Source organism: Novosphingobium resinovorum, assembly GCF_027922145.1.
Taxonomy (GTDB): domain Bacteria; phylum Pseudomonadota; class Alphaproteobacteria; order Sphingomonadales; family Sphingomonadaceae; genus Novosphingobium; species Novosphingobium resinovorum.
This window is the reverse complement of the sequence record NZ_BSFC01000035.1, coordinates 1-18,902: the sequence shown is the minus strand read 5'-3', so window position 1 is coordinate 18,902 and position 18,902 is coordinate 1. Positions and strand designations below refer to the sequence as shown.

Genomic DNA, 18,902 nt, shown 5'->3' with positions numbered 1-18,902 from the left:
GGGCAGTTGGTGCCGGAGTGCAGAACAGCAAATGGCACCGGCGGTTTACTGGTCCCGACGCAGCGTTTGCGGCGCAATGGACCCTGAAACAAGTTCAGGGTGACGAGGTGTTGGGGCGCGAGGTAGCCGCAAAAAATCCTCCCTGTCGCGAAGCGATGGGGAGGTGGCAGCCCGTTAGGGCTGACGGAGGGGGCCTGCTTATCCCCCTCCACCACCGCCTGCGGCGGCGGTCCCCCTCCCCGAGACAAGCTCGGGGAGGATTTTGCTTACGCCTTCCAGCTATCCAGGATCTCACCACCCGTCGCGAACCACACGTCGGCACGCGCCGCCAGCGTTTCCAGCAGCGTTTCCAGCGAACCGATACGGTAGGGCAGGGCCATGATGTAAGGCGTCAGCTGCAGTGGCAACATGCGCCCGCCACCTTCGCGCGCCGCTTCCGCCGTCAGCCAGTCGGCAGCATCGAGCATCTGCTCCACGTAGCTGTCGGCCGAGTGCTGCTGCACCGTGATGATCTGACGATCCGACAACTCGTGGTTGAGCGGAATGTTGACCAGTTCACCCGCCTCGGTGGTCATGACGTAGGGCAGTTCGTCGTTCACCCAGTCGCAGCAGTAGGCGACGCCCGCCTCGGCGAGCAGGCGCGGAGTTGCGAAGCTCTGCGAACGCGCAATCGAGTGCCAGCCGCGCGGGCGGGTGCCGGTCGCCTTCTCCAGCGCATCGAGCGACTTGGCGATCAGCGCGCGCTCCTCGTCCTCAGGCAGGCCCGAGGCGATGGTGCCGTTCATGTCGGTCGAGTGCGCGATGATCTCGTGCCCGGCCGCAACCACGTCCGCCACCAGTGAGGGGTAGCGCTCGGCAATCGCGGCGTTGGTGGCGAAGGACGCCTTCACGCCGGCCTTGGCGAAGGCATCGAGCAGGCGGTAGACGCCTACGCGCGAACCGTACTCGCGCGAGGTGTAGTGGCGATAATCCGGGTAGGCCGTCTGCATGTGCCCGGGCGCGCGGAACGGCTTGTCATTCGGCGTGATCGGGAACCACTCGAGGCTGACGACCGGCCACACCGCCAGCGTCTTGCCCTCGGGCCATGCCACGGGCGGACGCTCGCGCATCGGCGACCAGGTGTAGAGATCGTGGTCGTAGCCTTCGCGGCGGCGCGGATATTCGAGGTAGGCGGGGTCGAGGCTCATGCGGCGTCTCCCACATTGGAAATCCAGTGATCTGCAATGTCGCCCGAGCGGGTGATCCACGCGCGGTCGTCTGCGGCGATGTGGCGCAGCACTTCCTCGAAGGGGCCGATGCGGTGCGGTTGGCCGATCAGGTACGAGTGCAGCGGAATGCACATGACCGTGCCCGAAGGCTCGGCGGCAAGGCGCTCGTACTGGCGGATGAGCGTGTCGGCGTATTCGCGCGGGCTCATGTTGTAGACGAAGAAGCCGTAGTGGTCGTTGACTTCGAGGCTGTAGGGCATCGAGATCAGGCGGCCGCTGGCGGTATTCACCGGCATCGGCTGGTCGTCGTGGTAGAGATCGCAGGTATAAGTCAGGCCGTACTCGGCGATCAGGTCCAGCGTGCGCGGCGTGTGGGTGAGGGCGGGGGCGAGCCAGCCCTTGATCGTCTGCCCCGTAGCGTCGCGCACGGTGCGGATCGAGTCCTCGATGATCGCGCGCTCCTGCGCCTCGTCCATGCCGTAGGAATAGCGAGTGTTGTAGATACCGTGGCTGAAGAACTCCCAGCCGCGCTGGCTGGCGTCCTCGACCACGCGCGGGTGGTGCTGGCACAGCGCCACCGAGAGAGAGACCGAGCCCGGGAAGCCGTGCTTGGTCATCACGTCGGCCATGCGCCAGTGGCTGACGCGGTTGGCGTGGTCGCGGTGGGAATAGCCGACGACGTCCGGATGCGGCTTGGCCCACGACTTGCGGTGCGGGTTGGCCGGCGGATCAAGCTCGTAGAATTCGAGGTTGGGGGAGATCCAGACCGCCACCTTCTTGCCGCCCGGCCAGGCGAAGGGCTTGCGCCCGCGATAGGGGACGTAGTCGTAGAGGCCCGGATCGCCCGTACGTTCGGATTCGCCCTCGCGCATCAGCGGGCCTCCAGCCAGTCGATGACGGTCTGCACCGGCTCGACGTCGGCATACTTGAGCTGCAGGTCGGTCAGGTTGGCGAAGTGATAGCTCTCGTGCTTGTCCGCGCAAGTCTCGATCGGGACGATGGTGCGGTAGCCGCGGCTGAGCGAATCCACCGCCGTCGCGCGGATGCAGCCCGAGGTGGAGCCGCCGGTGATCACCACGGTATCGACCTTGTGCCAGATCAGCAGGCTCTGCAGCGGCGTCTCGAAAAAGGCCGAAGGCATGCGCTTCGTATAGATCATGTCTGCCGGGTCGATGGCGCAGCGGTCGTCGAAGGCGTGGCGGCGGCTCTCGTACTTGATGTTCTGGAGCGAGTCCGGCGTGTTGGTGCGGGTGCCCCAGACGCCGGCGTCGCTGGCATCCTCGGCATAGGCCACGTGGGTCCAGATCACCGGCATTCCCTTCGCGCGGGCGAGGGCGGAGATCGTGTTGGTGTACTCGATCTGGCGCGGGTCGGTTTCGTAGGCGGTCTTGAACTCGTCGATCCGGGTATAGGCGTTCTGGAAGTCGACGTTGACGATCGCCAGCTTCTCGCCGAAGCCGAACTTGGTGCGGGCGGGGTTGGCCATCACCTGCTCGAAGAGTTCGCGCGCGGTCTTGTCCTCGCGGATCATGCGCGTGCCGACGATCTCACTCATTCTCGTGCTCCATTACCTGGCTACATGGCCCCACGGGGGGAGAGGTGCGCCCGATCGGGTCGCTGCCATAGGAGGGCCGGGCCGATTGTTCGCGACGCGAACACTGCCGCGCTCTCGCCCCCAGCGGACCTTGCGATTGCTGATTTGTACTGTAGATATACCAAAATGACAGTCAAGACGGAACGCGACATGATTCAGGAAGGCGGCCTTCCTCTCTCGGGTATCAAGGTGGTTGAGTTCTCCCACATGGTGATGGGACCCTCCACAGGTGTCGTTATGGCCGACCTGGGTGCCGTTGTGGTCAAGGTCGAGCCCATCGGCGGCGACCGTACCCGCAAGTTGCTCGGCTCGGGCGCGGGCTACTTCCCGATGTACAACCGGAACAAGCAGAGCATCGCCATCGACCTCAAGTCGCCCGAAGGCGTTGCCGCAGCCAAGCGGCTGGTCGACCAGGCCGACGTGCTGATCGAGAACTTCCGCCCCGGCGCGCTCGCCAAGCTGGGCCTCGGCCCGGACGACTTCGCGCAAAGCAATCCCGGCCTCATCTACTACTCCGCCAAGGGCTTCCTGACCGGCCCTTACGAGAACCGCGCCGCGCTTGACGAAGTGGCGCAGATGATGGGCGGCCTCGCCTACATGACCGGCCCCAGCGGCCGTCCCTTGCGCGCGGGCGCCTCGGTGATCGACGTGACCGGCGGCATGTTCGGCGTGATCGGCATCCTCGCCGCGCTGGAGCAGCGCCACCGTACCGGCAAGGGCGCGGTCGTGCGTTCCTCACTTTACGAGACCACCGCGTTCCTCGTCGGCCAGCACATCGCGCAGCTTGCCGTCACCGGCAACGCGGCGCGCCCGATGCCGGAGCGTATCTCGGCCTGGGCGATCTACGACGTGTTCGAGACGGCGCGGCCCGAGGAGCAGGTCTTCATCGGCGTCGTCAGCGACGGCCAGTGGCAGGCGTTCACCAAGACGTTCGGGCTCGACGATCTCGCCGCAGACCCGGCGCTGGCGGAGAACAATGCCCGCGTGCTCGCCCGCGAAGCCCTGCTGCCACGCATGCGCGAACTGGCGAAGGGCTTCACGCGCGAAGCCCTGCTGGCGAAGCTGGAGGAAAGCGGCGTCGCCTTCGCGCCGATCGCCCGCCCGCAGGATCTGCTGGAAGACGCGCACCTCAACGCCAACGGCGCGTTGGTGGACCTGACGCTGACCGATGGCCGCTCGGTGCGCCTGCCCGCGCTGCCGGTCGAGATTGACGGTGTGCTCCCCGGCGTGCGCCATGACCTGCGCTCGCCCGGTGAAGACAGTGAGGACGTGCTCGGCGGCTGGGGCTTCGGCGCGGACGAGATCGAAGCGCTGCTCGCCTCGGGTGCGATCGAGGGGCTTCGCGAACCGGCGGATAGCGCGGCGAAATGACTGAAGGGCCGCTCACGCTCGCCGAGAAGATCTGGAGCGCGCACCGCGTCATGACGCTGGAAAGCGGCGCGGAAGTGATCGCCATCGACCGCCTGCTGCTGCACGAGCGGACCGGCGGCGTCGCGCTGAAATCGCTGGAGGAAGCGGGCCGCACGGTCATGCACCCCTCGCGCGTGTTCGCGACGATGGACCACATCGTCGATACGTTCCCCGGCCGCACCGACAAGACGCTGATGCCGACCGGCACCGCCTTCATCGTCTCGACGCGCGAGAGCGCGAAGCGCCATGGCATCACCCTGTTTGACATCGACGACCCGCGGCAGGGCATCGTCCACGTCGTCTCGCCCGAGCAGGGGATCATCCTGCCCGGCGCGATCCTTGTCTGCCCGGACAGCCATACCTGCACGCAAGGGGCCTTCGGTGGCCTTGCGTGGGGCATCGGTTCGTCGGAGGCGGAGCATGTGCTGGCGACGATGACGCTGCGCATGAACCGCCCGCCGGACATGCGCGTGACCATCGACGGTGTGCTGGGGGAGGGCGTCACGGCCAAGGATCTCGCGCTGCACCTGATTGCCGCGCTCGGCTCGAACGGGGCGAAGGGGCATATCATCGAGTTCGCAGGGAGCGCGGTGCGTGCGCTGGACATGGAAGCGCGCATGACGCTGTGCAACATGGCGACCGAGATGGCTTGTGCGGGCGCAGTGATCGCGCCGGACGACAAGACGTTCGACTGGCTCGAAGGCCGGCCTTATGCGCCCAAGGGCGAGGTTCGCGAGCAGGCGATCGCCGCATGGCGCGCGCTTTACAGCGACGACGGTGCGGTCTTCGCGACCGAGCATCGCTTCGATGCCGCCGAAGTCCGCCCGATGGTGACATGGGGGAACAGCCCGCAGCACGCAGCCCCGCTGGGCGCGCCGGTTCCGGCCGATGCCTTGAGCAAGGCAGACCAGCAGCGCGCGGTCGAGTACATGGCGGTGACGCCGGGCGAGCCGGTCGAGGGCCTGCCGATCGATGCGGCGTTCATCGGATCGTGTACCAACAGCCGCATCTCCGACTTGCGCCGCGCCGCCGCGATCCTCAAGGGACGTAAGGTCGCCGAGGGCGTCAAGGCGATCTGCGTGCCGGGCTCCACCCAGGTCAAGGCTGCCGCCGAGGCCGAGGGACTGCACGAAGTCTTCCTCGATGCCGGGTTCGAATGGCGCGAGGCGGGTTGCTCGATGTGCTTCTTCGCGGGCGGCGAGAGCTTTGCCCCGGAAGCGCGCGTGATCAGTTCCACGAACCGCAATTTCGAGAGCCGACAGGGGCCGAACACGCGCACCCATCTGGCCTCGCCCGAGACGGTAGCGGCTTCGGCCATCGCCGGGCGCATCGCTCTGGTTTCGGAGATCGCGGCATGACCCCGCTCGTCACGCTTGAATCCAGGGCGGTGCCGCTGCTGCGCGACAACATCGACACCGACGCGATCATCCCCTCGCGCGAGATGCGCTCGGTGTCGAAGGACGGCCTTGCCGACGGCCTCTTTGCGGGCTGGCGTTACACCGCCATCGGCGGGCGCGAGATCGATCCGGCTTTCGTGCTCAACCAGCCGGAGAGCAAGGGCGCGCAGATCCTGCTCGGCGGCTCCAACTTCGGCTGCGGTTCAAGCCGCGAACATGCGGTATGGGCGCTGGCCGAGTACGGCTTCCGCGTCGTCATCGCGCCGTCGTTCAGCCCGATCTTCCAGGGCAACTGCATCCGCAACGGCATCGCCCCCATCGTCCTCCCGCGCGAGGCGGTGGAGGCGATCGCTGCGGGTTTCGCGGACGGCACCCCGGTCACGATCGACATGCCGTCATGCGAAGTTCGCATGGGCCTTGCGGTGTTCCCGTTCTCCATGGAGGACGAGGCGCGCACGATGCTGATCGAGGGCGCGGACGCCATCGAACTCACCCTGCGCCACCGCGCCGAGATCGAGGGCTTCTTCGCCCGCGACGCCGCCGTGCGCCCGTGGATATATCTGGCCGACTGACGGCCAGCCACGATTTCCGCTTGCTAATTGATATAATGCTATATCAATATCGGCAAAAGAGCCCTCCGGGGCCTATCAGGATCGAGGGCTCATGACACTCCTGCGCTGCGCCACCCATACCGTCAGCAACGTCGCCGAAGTGGCGGAGCGCTATGCACGCTGGCTCGACTACTCGGTGGTCGAGCAGGGCGTCGTCAGCAAAGACCTCGCCGCGCTGTGGCAGGCGCCTGCCAGCGCGGGCAAAGCCTACGTGCTGATGCGCCCGGCTTCGGGTTCGGACGTGTTCCTGCGCTTCGTCGAAGGCGACGCGGTGCCGGACTATGCGCCGATCCGCACTTACGGCTGGGCCGCGATCGAGATCTGCGTCACCGACGTCGAGGCCGTCAACGAGCGCATGCTGGCCTCGCCCGACTTCGAGGTGATCGGCCCGCCCAAGCCGCTCGACGGCTTCCCCACCGTCAAGCCGATGCAGGTGCGCGGACCGGACCTCGAGACGGTCTACCTCACCGAAATCCGCGTCAATGGTGCGGAACACGGGTTGCCGACGCCGCGCTCGCTGGTCGATCGGCCATTCATCCTCGTGCTTGCCTGCTCGGACTTGCAGGCCTCGATCGACTGGGTACGCGACGTGCTGGGCTTCGACATGATCGACCCGGTCTCGATCCACTATTCGATGATCTCGCTCGCCTTCGACCTGCCGGAAGGCGAGAAGGTGGCGCTGGTCACCGCGAAGTACGAGGGCGAGACGTTCCTCGAACTCGACCAGTATCCGCAGGCCGCGACGGCGCGCCCGCAAGTGGAAGGCGCGCTGCCGCCGGGTGTGTCGATCTGCACCATAAACGTGCCCGACTTCGCCCGTCTCGAAGGCCACTGGGCCGTGCGTCCCGAGGTCCGCGAAGGGGCGCTCTACAACGGCGCGAAAGTCGGCCTGCTGCGCATGCCCGATGGCGCGTTGCTGGAGGTGATCGAAGGCGGCCGCGTCCTCTGACGCCCAAATCCTGAGGGGAATGCCATGACGATCGTGAAGCGCGGGTTCGCCGATGTTGCGCACGGCCAGATCCACTACCGCCATGCGGGCGCAAGCGAAGACCTGCCGCTGGTCATGCTTCACGCCTCGCCGGGCAGCTCGCGCCAGCTGGTGCGGCTGATCGAGGACCTCGGCGTCACGCGCCACGTCATCGCACCCGATACGCCCGGCAATGGCGACAGCCCCGCCCTGGCCCGCGAGGAAACCACCGTGGTCCGGCTGGCCGAGGCTATGCTCGGCTTCCTCGACGCGATGGGGCTGGAGCGGGTGGACCTTTACGGTTCGCATACCGGCGCCTGCATCGCGGCCGAACTGGCGATCCTCGCGCCCGACCGCGTACGCGGCGTGGTGCTCGACGGGGTCAGCACCTTCACGGCCGAGGAACTGGAAGACATCCTCGCCAACTACGCCTTCCCGTTCGAGCCGGACATCAACGGCGCCTATCTGGTCAACCTGTTCCAGTTCTGCCGCGACCAGTACATGTTCTTCCCGTGGTACAACCGCACCCGTGCCGGTCGCCGCGACAACGGCATGGGTGCGCCCGCGGACCTTCACGCCTGGGCGACCGAGGTGATGAAGGCGCACGATACCTACCATTTCAACTACCGCGCCGCGTTCCGCTGGAACGGCTTCGACCGCCTGCCCCTGCTGACGCGCCCGGCGCTGTTGCTGGCGGGTGAGAACGACCCGCTGATCGACCAGACGCGCGACTTGTCCGCCGTGGTGCCCACCGGCAGCTATGTCGAACTGGCGCGCTTCGACGATCCCGCCTTCGCCTCCGGTCGCCTCAGCGCGATGCAGGCCTTCTTCGCATCCGCCCAATAAGAGAGAGAACAACACCGTGATCGGCGCATCGCTTCTTGTCCTGCTGCATGTCCTCATTCCGGTCTACTGGCTCGGGGGTGACCTTGGCGCCTTCTACGGTTCGACTTTCATGGTCGATCCCAAGCGCTCCGTGGCCGAGCGGATGATGGCGCTCAAAATCCTCAACAACATCGACATGGCGCCGCGCACCGCGCTGATCATGGCCTTCCCCACCGGCTTTACGCTGGTCTGGCAGCGCGGCTGGGTGGAGATCGCCGACGCATGGGTGATCGCGGCCTGGGTCGTGGGCCTCGCCTGGCTGGCGCTGGCGTGGATCGTCCATCTCAAGCACGGCCCGGCCGGTGCGACCTACAAGAAGATCGATCTTGCGATCCGTTACGTCGTCGTCTTCGCGCTCTGGGCCACGGCGATGCTGGCGCTCTCCAAGGAGATCGAACTGCCGCTGTTCATCGCGCTCAAGTGCCTCGTTCTCGGCACCTGCGTCGCGCTCGGGCTGCTGGTGCGTCGCCAGCTGGTGCCGCTGTTTGGAGCCATCGTGCAGATGCGTGACCACGGCCCGACGCCCGAAAGCGACCGCGTGATCGCGCAAGTCAACGGCCGTGCGCGGATCAGCGTCATCACCATCTGGGTGCTGGTCCTGACCGCCAGCTTCCTCGGCATCGCCACCCCTGTTTAAGGCCCCCCTTCAAGGAGATAGACTCATGCAGCAGCACCGGAGAATCACCGGCAAGATCCTCTACACCTCGCGCAAACCCGGGCGCGAAGGGCAGGAGCGCGGGCGCGAGGACTTCGTGTTCACCGTCCATAGCGATGGCAAGCGCTCCATGCGCGCGATCTGCGAGATCGACGAGCCGGCACCCACCGTGCTTCGCGACATCACGTATTCGCTCGACGAGAACGACATGCCGATGGACTGCTTCGTGCGCCTGACCATCGGCGACGAGTTCATGGGCTCGGGCCTGTTCATGATCCGCGACGGCTATGTCGAGTGCGAGAGCTACGGGCCCTCGATCGGCCGCCTGTCGCAGAAGGTGAAGATCGAAGGCGAGTTCGATGGCTTCGGCACCCACCCGATCGCGGGCGATGCCTATATCACCAAGAAGATGGATCGTTCGCGCGGGCCGCACACCCGTTCGTTCCGCACGTTCCTGCCCTCGCCCGACCACCGCGGCGCGACGCCGCCGATGGTCTCGGAGGTCAATATCCACCTCGCTTACGTGGGCGAGGAGACGTTGACGGTGAAGGCGGGCACTTTCGACTGCTTCCACTACAAGTTCACCGATCCGGACGGCGGCATGGCCACGACCAACGGCGGCCACCCCGACTACGACGTGTGGGTGACGGCGGACGACGATGCGGTCTTCGTGCAGGGTGGCGTCGGCGGCTACATGCAGACCTGGTACGAACTGGTCGAGTTCGAGCGCAGCTGATTGGGTGTGGGGCGCGGCGGCTGATGTCGCCGCGCCACGCCGCCGGGGGCTTCGACAAGCTCAGCCTGAGCGGGGATCAAACCTCTCAACTCCGCTCAGGCTGAGCTTGTCGAAGCCCCATCGGCCTTAATACACCGGAGCGTCATCCAGCGGGCGCAGCCATTCGGCGGGTATTCCCTCCGGCACCACGGGCGCATAGGCCGCCCCGATCGGCAGCGGCTTGAGATCGTCCGACCACTGGTTCACCACCCGGTTCGAGCCCGGCGAGCGCATGATCTGCAGAAACCCGGTTTCCGAGACGTGCGGTCCGTGGACGATCCCTGGCGGGCGGAAGAAGTAGGCCCCCTGCCGCATGCGGCCTTCGGGCGCCCACATCTCGCCCTGCAGCATGAAGGCTTCCTCGCAGTGGTGGTGCGTCTCGGTGGGGAGATGGGATTCCTCCGGCACGCCGTGCGGCAGACCGGTGAGCAGGAAGGTGCGCCCACTGTCGTTCGGGCCGAGCCGCAGCACCTTGCGGGCAAGCCGCAGGTGCCCGAGTTTCGGATCGTAGGTAGAGGTATCCCAAGGCATCCGCGCCGTATCGATGGCGATCGCCTCGGCACATTCCGCGATAGCATTCGGATCGTCGAGCGCGTGCCGGAAGACCAGCAGCGTCGCGCCGTCCTGCGACGAAACAGCACCGAGGCCGCTGCCTTGCGGGATGAAGCCGTAGGCATGTCGGGCGCAGGGCAGTTCGTCCACCGTCACGGTGCCGTCCAGCACGAAGTATTCGAAGCCGGGCTCCCCGGCCGTGCGTGGCCCCGACACAAAACCGGACGGCAGCCGCACGATCAGCGTGGCGTCGGTGCTCAGCGGATCGTGGCTGAGTAGTTTCTCCAGAACGCCGTCCGGACGCTTGCGCCAGTCGACGTTCTGGGTCTGGATGAACTCGATGTGAGGCCGGGCCATCGTTGCTTCAACCCAGTTCCAGCGCGCCGGGGTTCATGCGCATGTCCGGGTCGAGCGTGCGTTTCACCCCTTCCAGCAAAGCGCGCGCTTCCGGCCGCAGGATCGAGGCATAAGGATATGTCCGCCCGATCTGGTTTGAGGCCGCACCATGGCGCGCGAACACCGCGACGATCTCCTGCCGCAGCCGCATGACCAGCGCCCGCGCCGCTTCGTTGGCGGGAGGGCGGGGCAGATCGCGCAGGGCCTTGGCGCTCAGGGTCGCCTCGTGCATCGGCAGCCATTCGTCGTGCCAGTTGAATACCGGCTCGTAGCTGAAGGCATGGTTGCCCATGATCGTGATCAGGCGTGAGACGACCACGCCGCTCTCGCGCAGCGCATCGGCATTATCTGCCAGCAACTGCTCCAGATCGTCCACCAGAGCCTTGGCCTGGCTGTGCGGCACCTTGCCGTTGAGCGCGACCCAGCGGTCTCCCGTCGCCCCCAGCACCGCGTCGAGGGGCGAGAACATCTCCGCCCGCCCGGCCTTGGGGATGGAGTTGGGCAGTTCCCTGCCGCCCAGCTTCGCCGCGATCTGGCGAGCGGCGGCGATGTCCTCGTCCACGCCCGCGCGGCTGCGACCGGCAAGGACGAGGTGCAGCGAGAAGCAGCCCTCCTCGATGAAGTCGCGCCCGGCCAGTGCCAGCTTGGCACCGGCCTTGAGGCCGCGCAGCAAGCCCTGTTCCTGCGCCACGACCTTGCCCAGCGTCTTTACGTCGCGGATCAGGTCGGACGGGGCGGCGAGTGCTTGCCGCGTCTTGTCCGGGTCCATGACATAGGCGTCCTCGGCCAGTTCAGCGCGCCCGATCTCGCAGATCGCGGCGATGGCGGCGTCACGGTCGGGGAAGCCGAACGAGAGGAAGTCGGTATGCGCGGGCTTGCGGATCATGCGCAGGCTGGCCTTGCACTTGATGCCCAGCGCGCCCGCGTCGTGGATGAACAGCCCGGTGGTGTCCGGGCCGAAACTGCGCAGGAAGGGCTTGGGCGCATTCGCCACTGCCTTCTGCCCGGTGTGGACGACCGCGCCATCCGCCGTGACGACCTCCAGCCCGAGCACGATGTCCGCCGAAGTGCCGTAGCGCGCGGTGCCGAGGAAAAGCGCGCCGTTGGAGAGCCCACCGCCCACCGTCGCGCCCCGGCCCGAGAACGTACCGAAGAACGGCAGGCGCAGGCCCTTCTCCTGCAGCGCCTCGTATAGCTGCAGCCATGTCACGCCCGGCTCGACGGTGACGACCATGTCTTCCTCGTCGATGGAGAGGATGCGGTTCATGCGCCGCAGGTCCACCGCGACCCATTCGGCCCCGCTCCCGACGTAGCCACCGACATAAGTGAGGCCGCCGCCGCGCGGCATCAGCGGCATTCCGGTCGGCGCGATGCGGCGCACGGCTTCGACGAGCTGATCCTGATTGTCCGGCCGGATCACCAGACGGCACCGCCCGGCGCGTCCGAGCAGGTCGGAGGAGTGTAGCTCGCTCGATGCCTCGTCGCTCAGCAGTCCCTCGGGTCCGAGGATCGCGGAAAGGTCGCGTTCCAGCGCGTCGTCGATCGTGTTTGCGAAAGCCATACTATTCCCTCTCATTCGCGATCACGGCCTCGCGGAACGCGCCGCGTCCCACGGCCAGCGTGAGCGCGGCGGCCGTGCCGCAGCCGAAGAAGACGATGCCCAGCGCCCAGGCTATGCCGCCCGGGCCGGTGAAGACGGTGTCGGACAGGAACCCGACGATGAAGTTGCCCGCCGTCAGCGCGATCAGGCCCGAGCAGATCGTGTGGATCGCCATGACCTGCCCGCGCAGCCGGTTGGGCGTCATCGCGGAGATGCCCGAATAGACGCCCGAGATGTTCCAGTTCAGGAACAGCGCATTGAGCGCGTAGAACACCAGCGCCATCCAGCCTGACGGCACGAGGCAGGCGGCGGTGCCGAACAGCACCATTGAGGCCGCACAGCCCATCGCCGCCAGTACCGGCGCGTCGCGGTGGCCGCGCTTCAGCAGCCACGCGATCACCCAGCCGCTGTTCACGGCTGCAAAGGCGCTTACCGGAAAGCCCACGGCGCCCAGTGCATAGCCGGTATGCGCCGCGTCCCAGCCGTGCGCGCGGATGAACAGCGCGGGGAACCACCCGACGATGGCATAGACGCAGACAAGGTTCATGACCGTGCCGATCAGGAAGCAGCCGTAGGCTACCGGGCGCTGCGCAAACAGGCTCAGGATCGGCCGCAGGCTGATGCTGGTGACTTGCGTATCGAGGCCCTTGCGCGAAGGTTCGCGCACGCTCGCCAGGATGATGAGGGCGAGGACGAGACCGGGCAGTCCACAAAGGATGAAGACGATCTGCCAGGGCATGTGCGACCCGAACAGCGAAGGCAGCCCCGCGATGAGCGCGTCGGCCCAGCGGATGAACAACCCGCTCAGCGCCATCGCCGCTGCCGTGCCGATCGAGCTGCCGACTACGAACACGCCGTAAGCGCGCGGGCGCTCGGTCGGCGCGAAGTAGTCGGCGATGAGCGAGGTCGCGACCGGCACCAGCGCCGCCTCCCCTAAGCCGACCATCATGCGGGCAAGGAACAGTTGCTCGAAGTTGGAGGCGAAGGAGCAGCAGATCGTCGCGAGGCTCCACACCGCGAGGCCCCCGACCAGCACCGGCACGCGGCGTGAACGGTCGCAGAGCATGCCCAGCGGCAGACCGAGCAGGCTGTAGACCATGCTGAAGGCCATGCCCTGCAGCAGACCGAACTGCGTGTCGCTGAGGTGGAGGCTGCGCTCCAGCGGCTCGATCAGAAGGGCGATGGAGACGCGGTCGAGGATCGCCAGCGCATAGGCCAGCGTCAGCAGTGCGATCACGTACCAGGCGTATCTCCGCGCCGGCCAGACGTCCTGCGGCGCTCCTGGCGTCACGCCGCGCTCTCCGTTTCGGCGATCGCCGGGGTGAGGAACTGGGCGACCACTACGGCGGCTTCGGTGATGGTATCGGGGCGGTCGGTCGTCGCATGGCCGAGGCGCGGTGCGGCGGCGTAGAACGGGTCGTGCTCGCGCGTGAACACCAGCATCGGGCATCGGGTGACGGGCTGGGTGTCGGCAATCGACAGCGCGGCGTTCATGGCGTCGCCGTAGTGCGCGGGCTGCTTGATGACGCCCAGCAACGCGCGATGCAGCGCCTCGCCGTCGAGGGTGGGCTCGGTCTTGCGCTGCGCTGCGATCGTGCCCGAATGCCAGGGCCACTGCACTTGCCCGTCGCGCAGCATGTGCCAGGCGCGGTGGAGGTGTCCTCCGGCTATGTCGAAGGCCAGCGGCGGGCACAGGGCTGCGGGATCGGCGGGCCTTTCGGGCGCACCGTCGAGGACTAGCTGCCCGACCATGTCCGGCCGTGCCTCGGCAAAGGCGAGCGCGAGGTAGGAGGCGGGGCCGATCGCCAGCACGTCCACCTTGCGGCCGAGTTGGGCGGCAAGCGTCGTCAGCGCCGCGAGGTAGCCGGCGGCCGAGGGATCATCCAGCGCCTCGGATTCGCCGAAACCGGGCAGGTCGGGGACTACGGTATCGTGCGTGGCGCAAAGGGCGTCCTGCCACTGCATCGCGGACAGCGTGGAGGATGCTTCAAGGATGAGCACAGGACGGCCACCCTCCGGTCCACGGCACCGGACATGAATCTGGCCCTCTTCGTGCTCGACATAGCCGGTGGAGGAAGGCGCGGTGACAGGCACATCCGATGCCGACGCATCAGTAAGGCGGGCCAGCAGCCATTCGCCCCATGCCGTCCGGTCGCTTTCGAGGCGTTCGATGCTGAGGGCCGGGTTCTGCGTCACCGGAATGCGGTCGAGGTAGCCGTAGAGCACGTCATCGCGGCGCGCGGCCACCAAGGTCGGCACCGTGATCGCCCGGAGGGCCGGGCCGCAATCGTAGCGCATCGCGGCGGCATAGGCGCCGGAGTAGTTCGGCCCGGCGCTGAACAAGTCGATGGTGTACTGTTCGATCCATTCGGGCGAAGGCGTTTCCATTGCCATGCGGCTGGCGGCAGTCGTCGCGAACCACGGGAACCAGCGCAGCATGTCGCGCGTGCGGGTCCACTCCGCGGCGATGTAGGCGCCATGCGCGTCGATGGTGAAAGGGCGCATGTAGGCATCGACGAAGGCAGCCGGTGCCAGCGCTTCGGGGAACGACAGTCCGTCGAGGATCAATGCGGGCGGACGCCCCGAAGAGGCCGCATATTCCAGCGCGATCTTGGCGCTGGTATGGGTCGCGTAGATCGGCGCATCGGCTAGGCCAAGGACCTCCAGCGCATCACCCAGCGCCGCCGCGAAGTCGCCGATCGTGGGCGCATCGACGCCGAGCGGGTCGGAATTGCCATAACCCGGCGTGTCGAGCGCGAAGACCCGGAAATGCGGCGCCAGCAGCCGCATCGTACCCAGATGCAGGCGCGAGGATCGCGGCGAATCGTGCAGCAGGACGACAGGCTTGCCTTGCCCTGCCTCGCGCAGATGAACGCGCCGTCCCCGGACGTCGACGTAGTGCCGGGCGATCCTCAAGGATGGGGCGGCGGCGATAGGTTGCCGGGAGGACATGACGCTGCGACCCTCATTTTGATATAGACATATATCTATTCGTGATCGATAAAAATCGGGTTGTCCAGCCCGGAGATCGAACCGAGTGAAGATGCGCCAGAGTGACTTTTCGCGGCCTGCCCCCCGACCCGACGACCCGCGAGGGTGGGCGGTGGTGGTCGCCGCGATGGTCGGGGTGGCGCTGGGGCTGAGCCCGATCCCGTTCTACACGATCGGCATGCTCGCCCCGCAGCTTTCCGCCGAATTCGGCTGGAGCTTCGCGGCGCTGATGGCCAGCATCACGGTGCAGTCGGGCGTCGTCATGATCGCCAGCCCGCTCGCCGGGATCGCCATCGACCGGTTCGGCGCGCGGCCCGTGGCGCTCGTCTCGCTGCCGCTGTTCGGGCTCTCTTTCATGAGCCTCGCACTCAGCAACGGGTCGCTGACTTTGTACTATGCGCAATGGGTAATCATGGCGGTGCTCGGCGTCGGCACCCTGTCCGCGACGTGGACGCGGGTGGTGACGCAATGGTTCGACAAGTGGCGCGGCATGGCGCTGGGCCTTGCGAGTTGCGGCACCGGCATCACCGGATTCATCATCAAGCCGCTCTGCGCCCACCTGATTGAGACGCATGGCTGGCGCACTGCGGTCGTTGTGGTCGGCTGCCTCCCCATCGTCGTCGGCGTGCCCGTGGTGGCGTTGCTGTTCCGCGAGATGGCGCGGGGCGCGGCGGCTTCGGCCAAGCCGGTCGAAGCCGCGGAGGAGGTCATCCAGCCCGGCCTGACGCTGGCCGAGGCGGCGCGCGACCGGCGGCTGTGGATCATGGCGGGGGCCTTCCTGTTCATCGCCTTCGCCCTCACCGCGCCGACGCCCAACCTTGAGAACATCCTCAAGACCCGCGCTTTCACGCTCCCGCAGATCGGCGAGATCACCGCCGCCTTCGGGCTTTCGGTCATCGCCGGGAGACTGATCGGCGGCTGGCTGCTCGACCGTTTCTGGGCGCCGCTGATCGCCCTCGTGATCCTCGCGTTCCCGGCAATTGGCTGCTGGCTGCTGACGAGTTCGGCGCTGTCGCCGCTTATCGCGACGCTGGCCGTGATCTCGCTCGGGTTCGGTGCGGGGTTCGAATTCGACCTGCTCGCCTACCTGATCAGCCGCTTCTTCGGGCAGCATCACTACGGGGCGATCTATGGATGCTTCTATGCCGTCATCGCTTTCGCGGGCGGTCTGGGGCCGGTCGTCTTTGGATATGTCTTCGACAGGATTGGCGATTACACGATTGCCCTGAGGTCGGGCTCGGCCTGTCTGGTTGTCGGCGCCGTACTGCTCCTCGCCATGGGCGCTTATCCAAAACTGTCGGAAAAATAACGATATTATCGACGCCTGTGACTTCCGTGCCCCAGCGCCGAGGTAAATCGACACGAGATCGATTTGGCGGGTTGACATAAAGCGCAATCTATTATGTCATCAATGCATAACAAATAAAGATCGCAGCGGCGGCGGCAGGATGCGCCCGCGTTCCAAGGTTCCAGGTTCAGGACAATGAGGAGTCGTCATGCTTGATTCGACGAGGTGTATTCGTGCGCGCGCTCTGGGTGCAGTCGCACTGCTAGCCATCACCGCCACCACGGCCCATGCACAGGACGCGCAGGCCACTGATGCGCCGCAGGCAAGTGGAAATCTCGGCAGCGACATCATTGTCACCGCGCAGCGCCGTCCCGAGCGTCTGCAGGACGTCCCGGTCGCCGTCACCGCCTTCAGCGAAGAGATGATCCGCAACCTCAACCTGAACGACGCGATCAAGACCGCGCAGATGGTGCCGGGCATGATCGCCACGCACAACGCAGGGCTGGGCACCGCCAACGCCTACTACCTGCGCGGCCTCGGCAACAGCCAGTCGGTCGCGACTTTCGATCCGCCGGTCGGCACGTATGTCGACAACGTCTACGTCGCGCGCCAGAACGCCAACAACTACCAGTTCTTCGACGTCGATCGCGTGGAAGTGCTGCGCGGGCCGCAGGGCACGCTGTTCGGCCGCAACACCACCGGCGGCGCCGTCTCGGTGATCATGAAGAAGCCGTCGGACCGGATGGGCGCCAAGTTCGAGGCGACTTACGGCTCCTATGACCGCGTCACCGCCAAGACCACCGTGGACCTGCCGGTGAGCGAGCGCGTGCTGACGAAGTGGTCCGCCTACTACGTCTACGACAAGGGCTACCTCAAGAACGTCACCACCGGCGACCGCCTCAACGGCGAGCGCAACTACGGCTTCCGCGGCGACGTGCGCTTCCTGCCGACCGACGACCTGACCATCGACCTGTCGGGCGAATATACCCGCAACACCGGCACCTACCTTGGCGTCTACGCCGCGCCGGGCGCGTCGGATCGCTACAAGACGACGACCACGCCGGATTTCTACAACACCCGCAATGCCCTGCCCGAAGGCAACTGCAAGGGCGACCCGGTCAACATCCTGCTGACCACGGTGACCGGCAACTGCTCGCTGACCGACAGCTACGCGACGACCGCTGACGTCAACTGGAACACCGATGCCGGCAACCTCGAACTGATCGCGGGCTATCGCGAGCAGGAGCAGGGCTACATCAACAATTACAACGGCACGACCACCAACGTCTACGCCGCCTACATCCTGGCCGACAAGATCAGGAACCATCAGGTTTCGACCGAACTGAAGTGGACCGGCGAAGCATTCGACGACAAGCTGAAGTACGTTGCCGGCGTGTTCTACCTGCGCGAAGTGAACCATCTCGCTTCGGCCGACTTCCAGGGTTCGGCGACGGCTACCGCGTTCAATCTCCTGCAGGATCGCCATTTCCGCCAGCAGGTGGAGACTGTCGCCGGCTACCTCCAGGGTGACTACGAGGTCGTGCCCGACCTGACCGTCACCGTGGGTGCGCGCTACACCTACGAGAAGAAGAGCATCGATTACTTCGATTCCGAACGTTTCCCCGGCTTCGGCTTCAACAGCGCCGACGTGCGCGCGGCGGGCATTCCGCTCAAGTTGACGCAGAACCGCGTGACCCCGCGCTTCGCGATCAACTACAAGCTCTCGCCCTCGGTCATGCTCTATGCTTCGGCGACGAACGGCTTCAAGTCGGGCGGCTGGAACGGCAACGCCGCCGTCGCGACCCGCGTGCTGGCGTTCGAGCCGGAAGTGACGTGGTCGTATGAAGGCGGCGTGAAGTCGGAACTGTTCGACCGCAAGGTGCGCATCAACCTAAACGGCTACTACGCCCGCACCAAGAACCTGCAGATCACCTCGGGCATCGTCCCGCCGGGTGAGACGGTGATCGTCAGCCTCGCGCGCAATGCCGGTACGCTGGTCGATTACGGTCTGGAGTTCGAGACGGTCTTCGCGCCGGTGCGCAACTTCGAGTTCTTCGCCAACGGCTCGCTGTCGCATGGCGAGTATTCGTCGGTCGTGATCCTGCCGGGCGTGTCGCAGGCACTGCAGATCTCCACCGACACCCGACCGGTGCGCACGCCGACCTTCCAGTTCACCGGCGGTGCGACGTACACGATCCCGGTCGACGCGCTGGACGGCGACATCAAGCTGATCGGCTCGTACCGGCACAATTCCTCGTATTATATCGCCGTGCTGAACACGGCGGCGGCCCCGCGCGAGGACTTCGTGGACCTCAAGGTCTCGTACGAGAAGACCGACGGCAGCTTCGGCGCGTCGTTCGGCGTGACCAACCTGACCAAGCAGGAGACGATCACGGCGAACTTCCTCTCGCTGTTCCCCGGCGATCCGCGTCGGTTCACCGGCAGCGTCTGGTTCAAGTTCTGAGGAGAGTCCTTAGGGAAAATGCCCTGAGGGGCATTTTTTTCGCGGCACCGGCCCACACCCCCACCCGACCTCCCACTAGTGTATCCTTGATGGGAGGTCGGGTGGGGGC

General features: G+C 66.3%; 16 protein-coding genes. 9 read left to right on the top strand and 7 right to left on the bottom strand.

Annotated features, from left to right (window positions below):
- Window positions 1-266 precede the first annotated feature (266 nt).
- From PKE80_RS20390 to PKE80_RS20380, 3 genes are read right to left on the bottom strand one after another with little or no spacing between them, the layout of a single operon-like run.
- On the bottom strand, window positions 267-1,187 hold the full coding sequence (locus tag PKE80_RS20390) for a polysaccharide deacetylase family protein (protein ID WP_271184104.1): 921 nt from the start codon (window positions 1,185-1,187) through the stop codon (window positions 267-269).
- The gene (locus PKE80_RS20385; protein WP_271184103.1) at window positions 1,184-2,080 is read right to left on the bottom strand and encodes a polysaccharide deacetylase family protein; all 897 of its coding nucleotides are present in this window, start codon (window positions 2,078-2,080) and stop codon (window positions 1,184-1,186) included. Before PKE80_RS20385 ends, PKE80_RS20390 begins: the two co-directional genes overlap by 4 nt.
- The gene (locus PKE80_RS20380) at window positions 2,080-2,763 is read right to left on the bottom strand and encodes an isochorismatase family protein (protein WP_271184102.1); all 684 of its coding nucleotides are present in this window, start codon (window positions 2,761-2,763) and stop codon (window positions 2,080-2,082) included. Before PKE80_RS20380 ends, PKE80_RS20385 begins: the two co-directional genes overlap by 1 nt.
- Before the next feature lie 165 nt (window positions 2,764-2,928).
- On the opposite strand from PKE80_RS20380, the gene PKE80_RS20375 reads away from it, so the two are divergent.
- The 7 genes from PKE80_RS20375 to PKE80_RS20345 all read left to right on the top strand — a co-directional run bounded on the left by PKE80_RS20375 (window position 2,929) and on the right by PKE80_RS20345 (window position 9,463).
- Window positions 2,929-4,173 carry a CaiB/BaiF CoA transferase family protein gene (locus tag PKE80_RS20375; RefSeq protein ID WP_271184101.1) on the top strand — a complete coding sequence of 415 codons (1,245 nt, stop codon included), beginning with the start codon at window positions 2,929-2,931 and terminating at the stop codon, window positions 4,171-4,173.
- Window positions 4,170-5,570, top strand: a complete 1,401-nt coding sequence (locus PKE80_RS20370) for a 3-isopropylmalate dehydratase large subunit (RefSeq protein ID WP_271184100.1) — start codon at window positions 4,170-4,172, stop codon at window positions 5,568-5,570. Before PKE80_RS20375 ends, PKE80_RS20370 begins: the two co-directional genes overlap by 4 nt.
- Entirely contained in the window at window positions 5,567-6,181 is a 615-nt protein-coding gene (gene leuD / locus PKE80_RS20365; protein ID WP_271184099.1) for a 3-isopropylmalate dehydratase small subunit, read from the top strand. Before PKE80_RS20370 ends, leuD begins: the two co-directional genes overlap by 4 nt.
- Before the next feature lie 91 nt (window positions 6,182-6,272).
- Window positions 6,273-7,169: a VOC family protein gene (locus PKE80_RS20360; RefSeq protein ID WP_271184098.1), complete on the top strand. Its 897-nt coding sequence runs from the start codon at window positions 6,273-6,275 to the stop codon at window positions 7,167-7,169.
- Between the two features lie 24 nt (window positions 7,170-7,193).
- Window positions 7,194-8,033 carry an alpha/beta fold hydrolase gene (locus tag PKE80_RS20355; protein ID WP_271184097.1) on the top strand — a complete coding sequence of 280 codons (840 nt, stop codon included), beginning with the start codon at window positions 7,194-7,196 and terminating at the stop codon, window positions 8,031-8,033.
- Between the two features lie 16 nt (window positions 8,034-8,049).
- Complete coding sequence (locus PKE80_RS20350; RefSeq protein WP_211150956.1) at window positions 8,050-8,709, top strand: hypothetical protein; 660 nt, start codon at window positions 8,050-8,052, stop codon at window positions 8,707-8,709.
- Between the two features lie 25 nt (window positions 8,710-8,734).
- Entirely contained in the window at window positions 8,735-9,463 is a 729-nt protein-coding gene (locus tag PKE80_RS20345; RefSeq protein WP_271184096.1) for a DUF3108 domain-containing protein, read from the top strand.
- Between the two features lie 126 nt (window positions 9,464-9,589).
- Here the strand turns inward: PKE80_RS20345 and PKE80_RS20340 are convergent, their stop codons facing one another.
- Genes PKE80_RS20340 through PKE80_RS20325 form a run of 4 tightly spaced genes read right to left on the bottom strand, consistent with a single transcriptional unit; the run spans window position 9,590 to window position 14,966 of the window.
- Window positions 9,590-10,411, bottom strand: coding sequence for a cupin domain-containing protein (locus PKE80_RS20340; RefSeq protein WP_271184095.1), 822 nt, complete (start codon window positions 10,409-10,411; stop codon window positions 9,590-9,592).
- A gap of 7 nt (window positions 10,412-10,418) precedes the next feature.
- Entirely contained in the window at window positions 10,419-12,011 is a 1,593-nt protein-coding gene (locus tag PKE80_RS20335) for an FAD-binding oxidoreductase (protein ID WP_271184094.1), read from the bottom strand.
- Between the two features lies 1 nt (window position 12,012).
- Window positions 12,013-13,341, bottom strand: coding sequence for an MFS transporter (locus PKE80_RS20330; protein WP_271184093.1), 1,329 nt, complete (start codon window positions 13,339-13,341; stop codon window positions 12,013-12,015).
- The gene (locus PKE80_RS20325; RefSeq protein WP_271184092.1) at window positions 13,338-14,966 is read right to left on the bottom strand and encodes an alpha/beta fold hydrolase; all 1,629 of its coding nucleotides are present in this window, start codon (window positions 14,964-14,966) and stop codon (window positions 13,338-13,340) included. Before PKE80_RS20325 ends, PKE80_RS20330 begins: the two co-directional genes overlap by 4 nt.
- A gap of 127 nt (window positions 14,967-15,093) precedes the next feature.
- Here PKE80_RS20325 and PKE80_RS20320 point away from each other — a divergent pair, with 127 nt between their 5' ends.
- Together PKE80_RS20320 and PKE80_RS20315 are read left to right on the top strand one after the other, a co-directional pair.
- Complete coding sequence (locus tag PKE80_RS20320) at window positions 15,094-16,350, top strand: MFS transporter (RefSeq protein WP_271184091.1); 1,257 nt, start codon at window positions 15,094-15,096, stop codon at window positions 16,348-16,350.
- A gap of 187 nt (window positions 16,351-16,537) precedes the next feature.
- Window positions 16,538-18,793: a TonB-dependent receptor gene (locus tag PKE80_RS20315; RefSeq protein ID WP_271184090.1), complete on the top strand. Its 2,256-nt coding sequence runs from the start codon at window positions 16,538-16,540 to the stop codon at window positions 18,791-18,793.
- The last annotated feature ends 109 nt before the right edge of the window (window positions 18,794-18,902 follow it).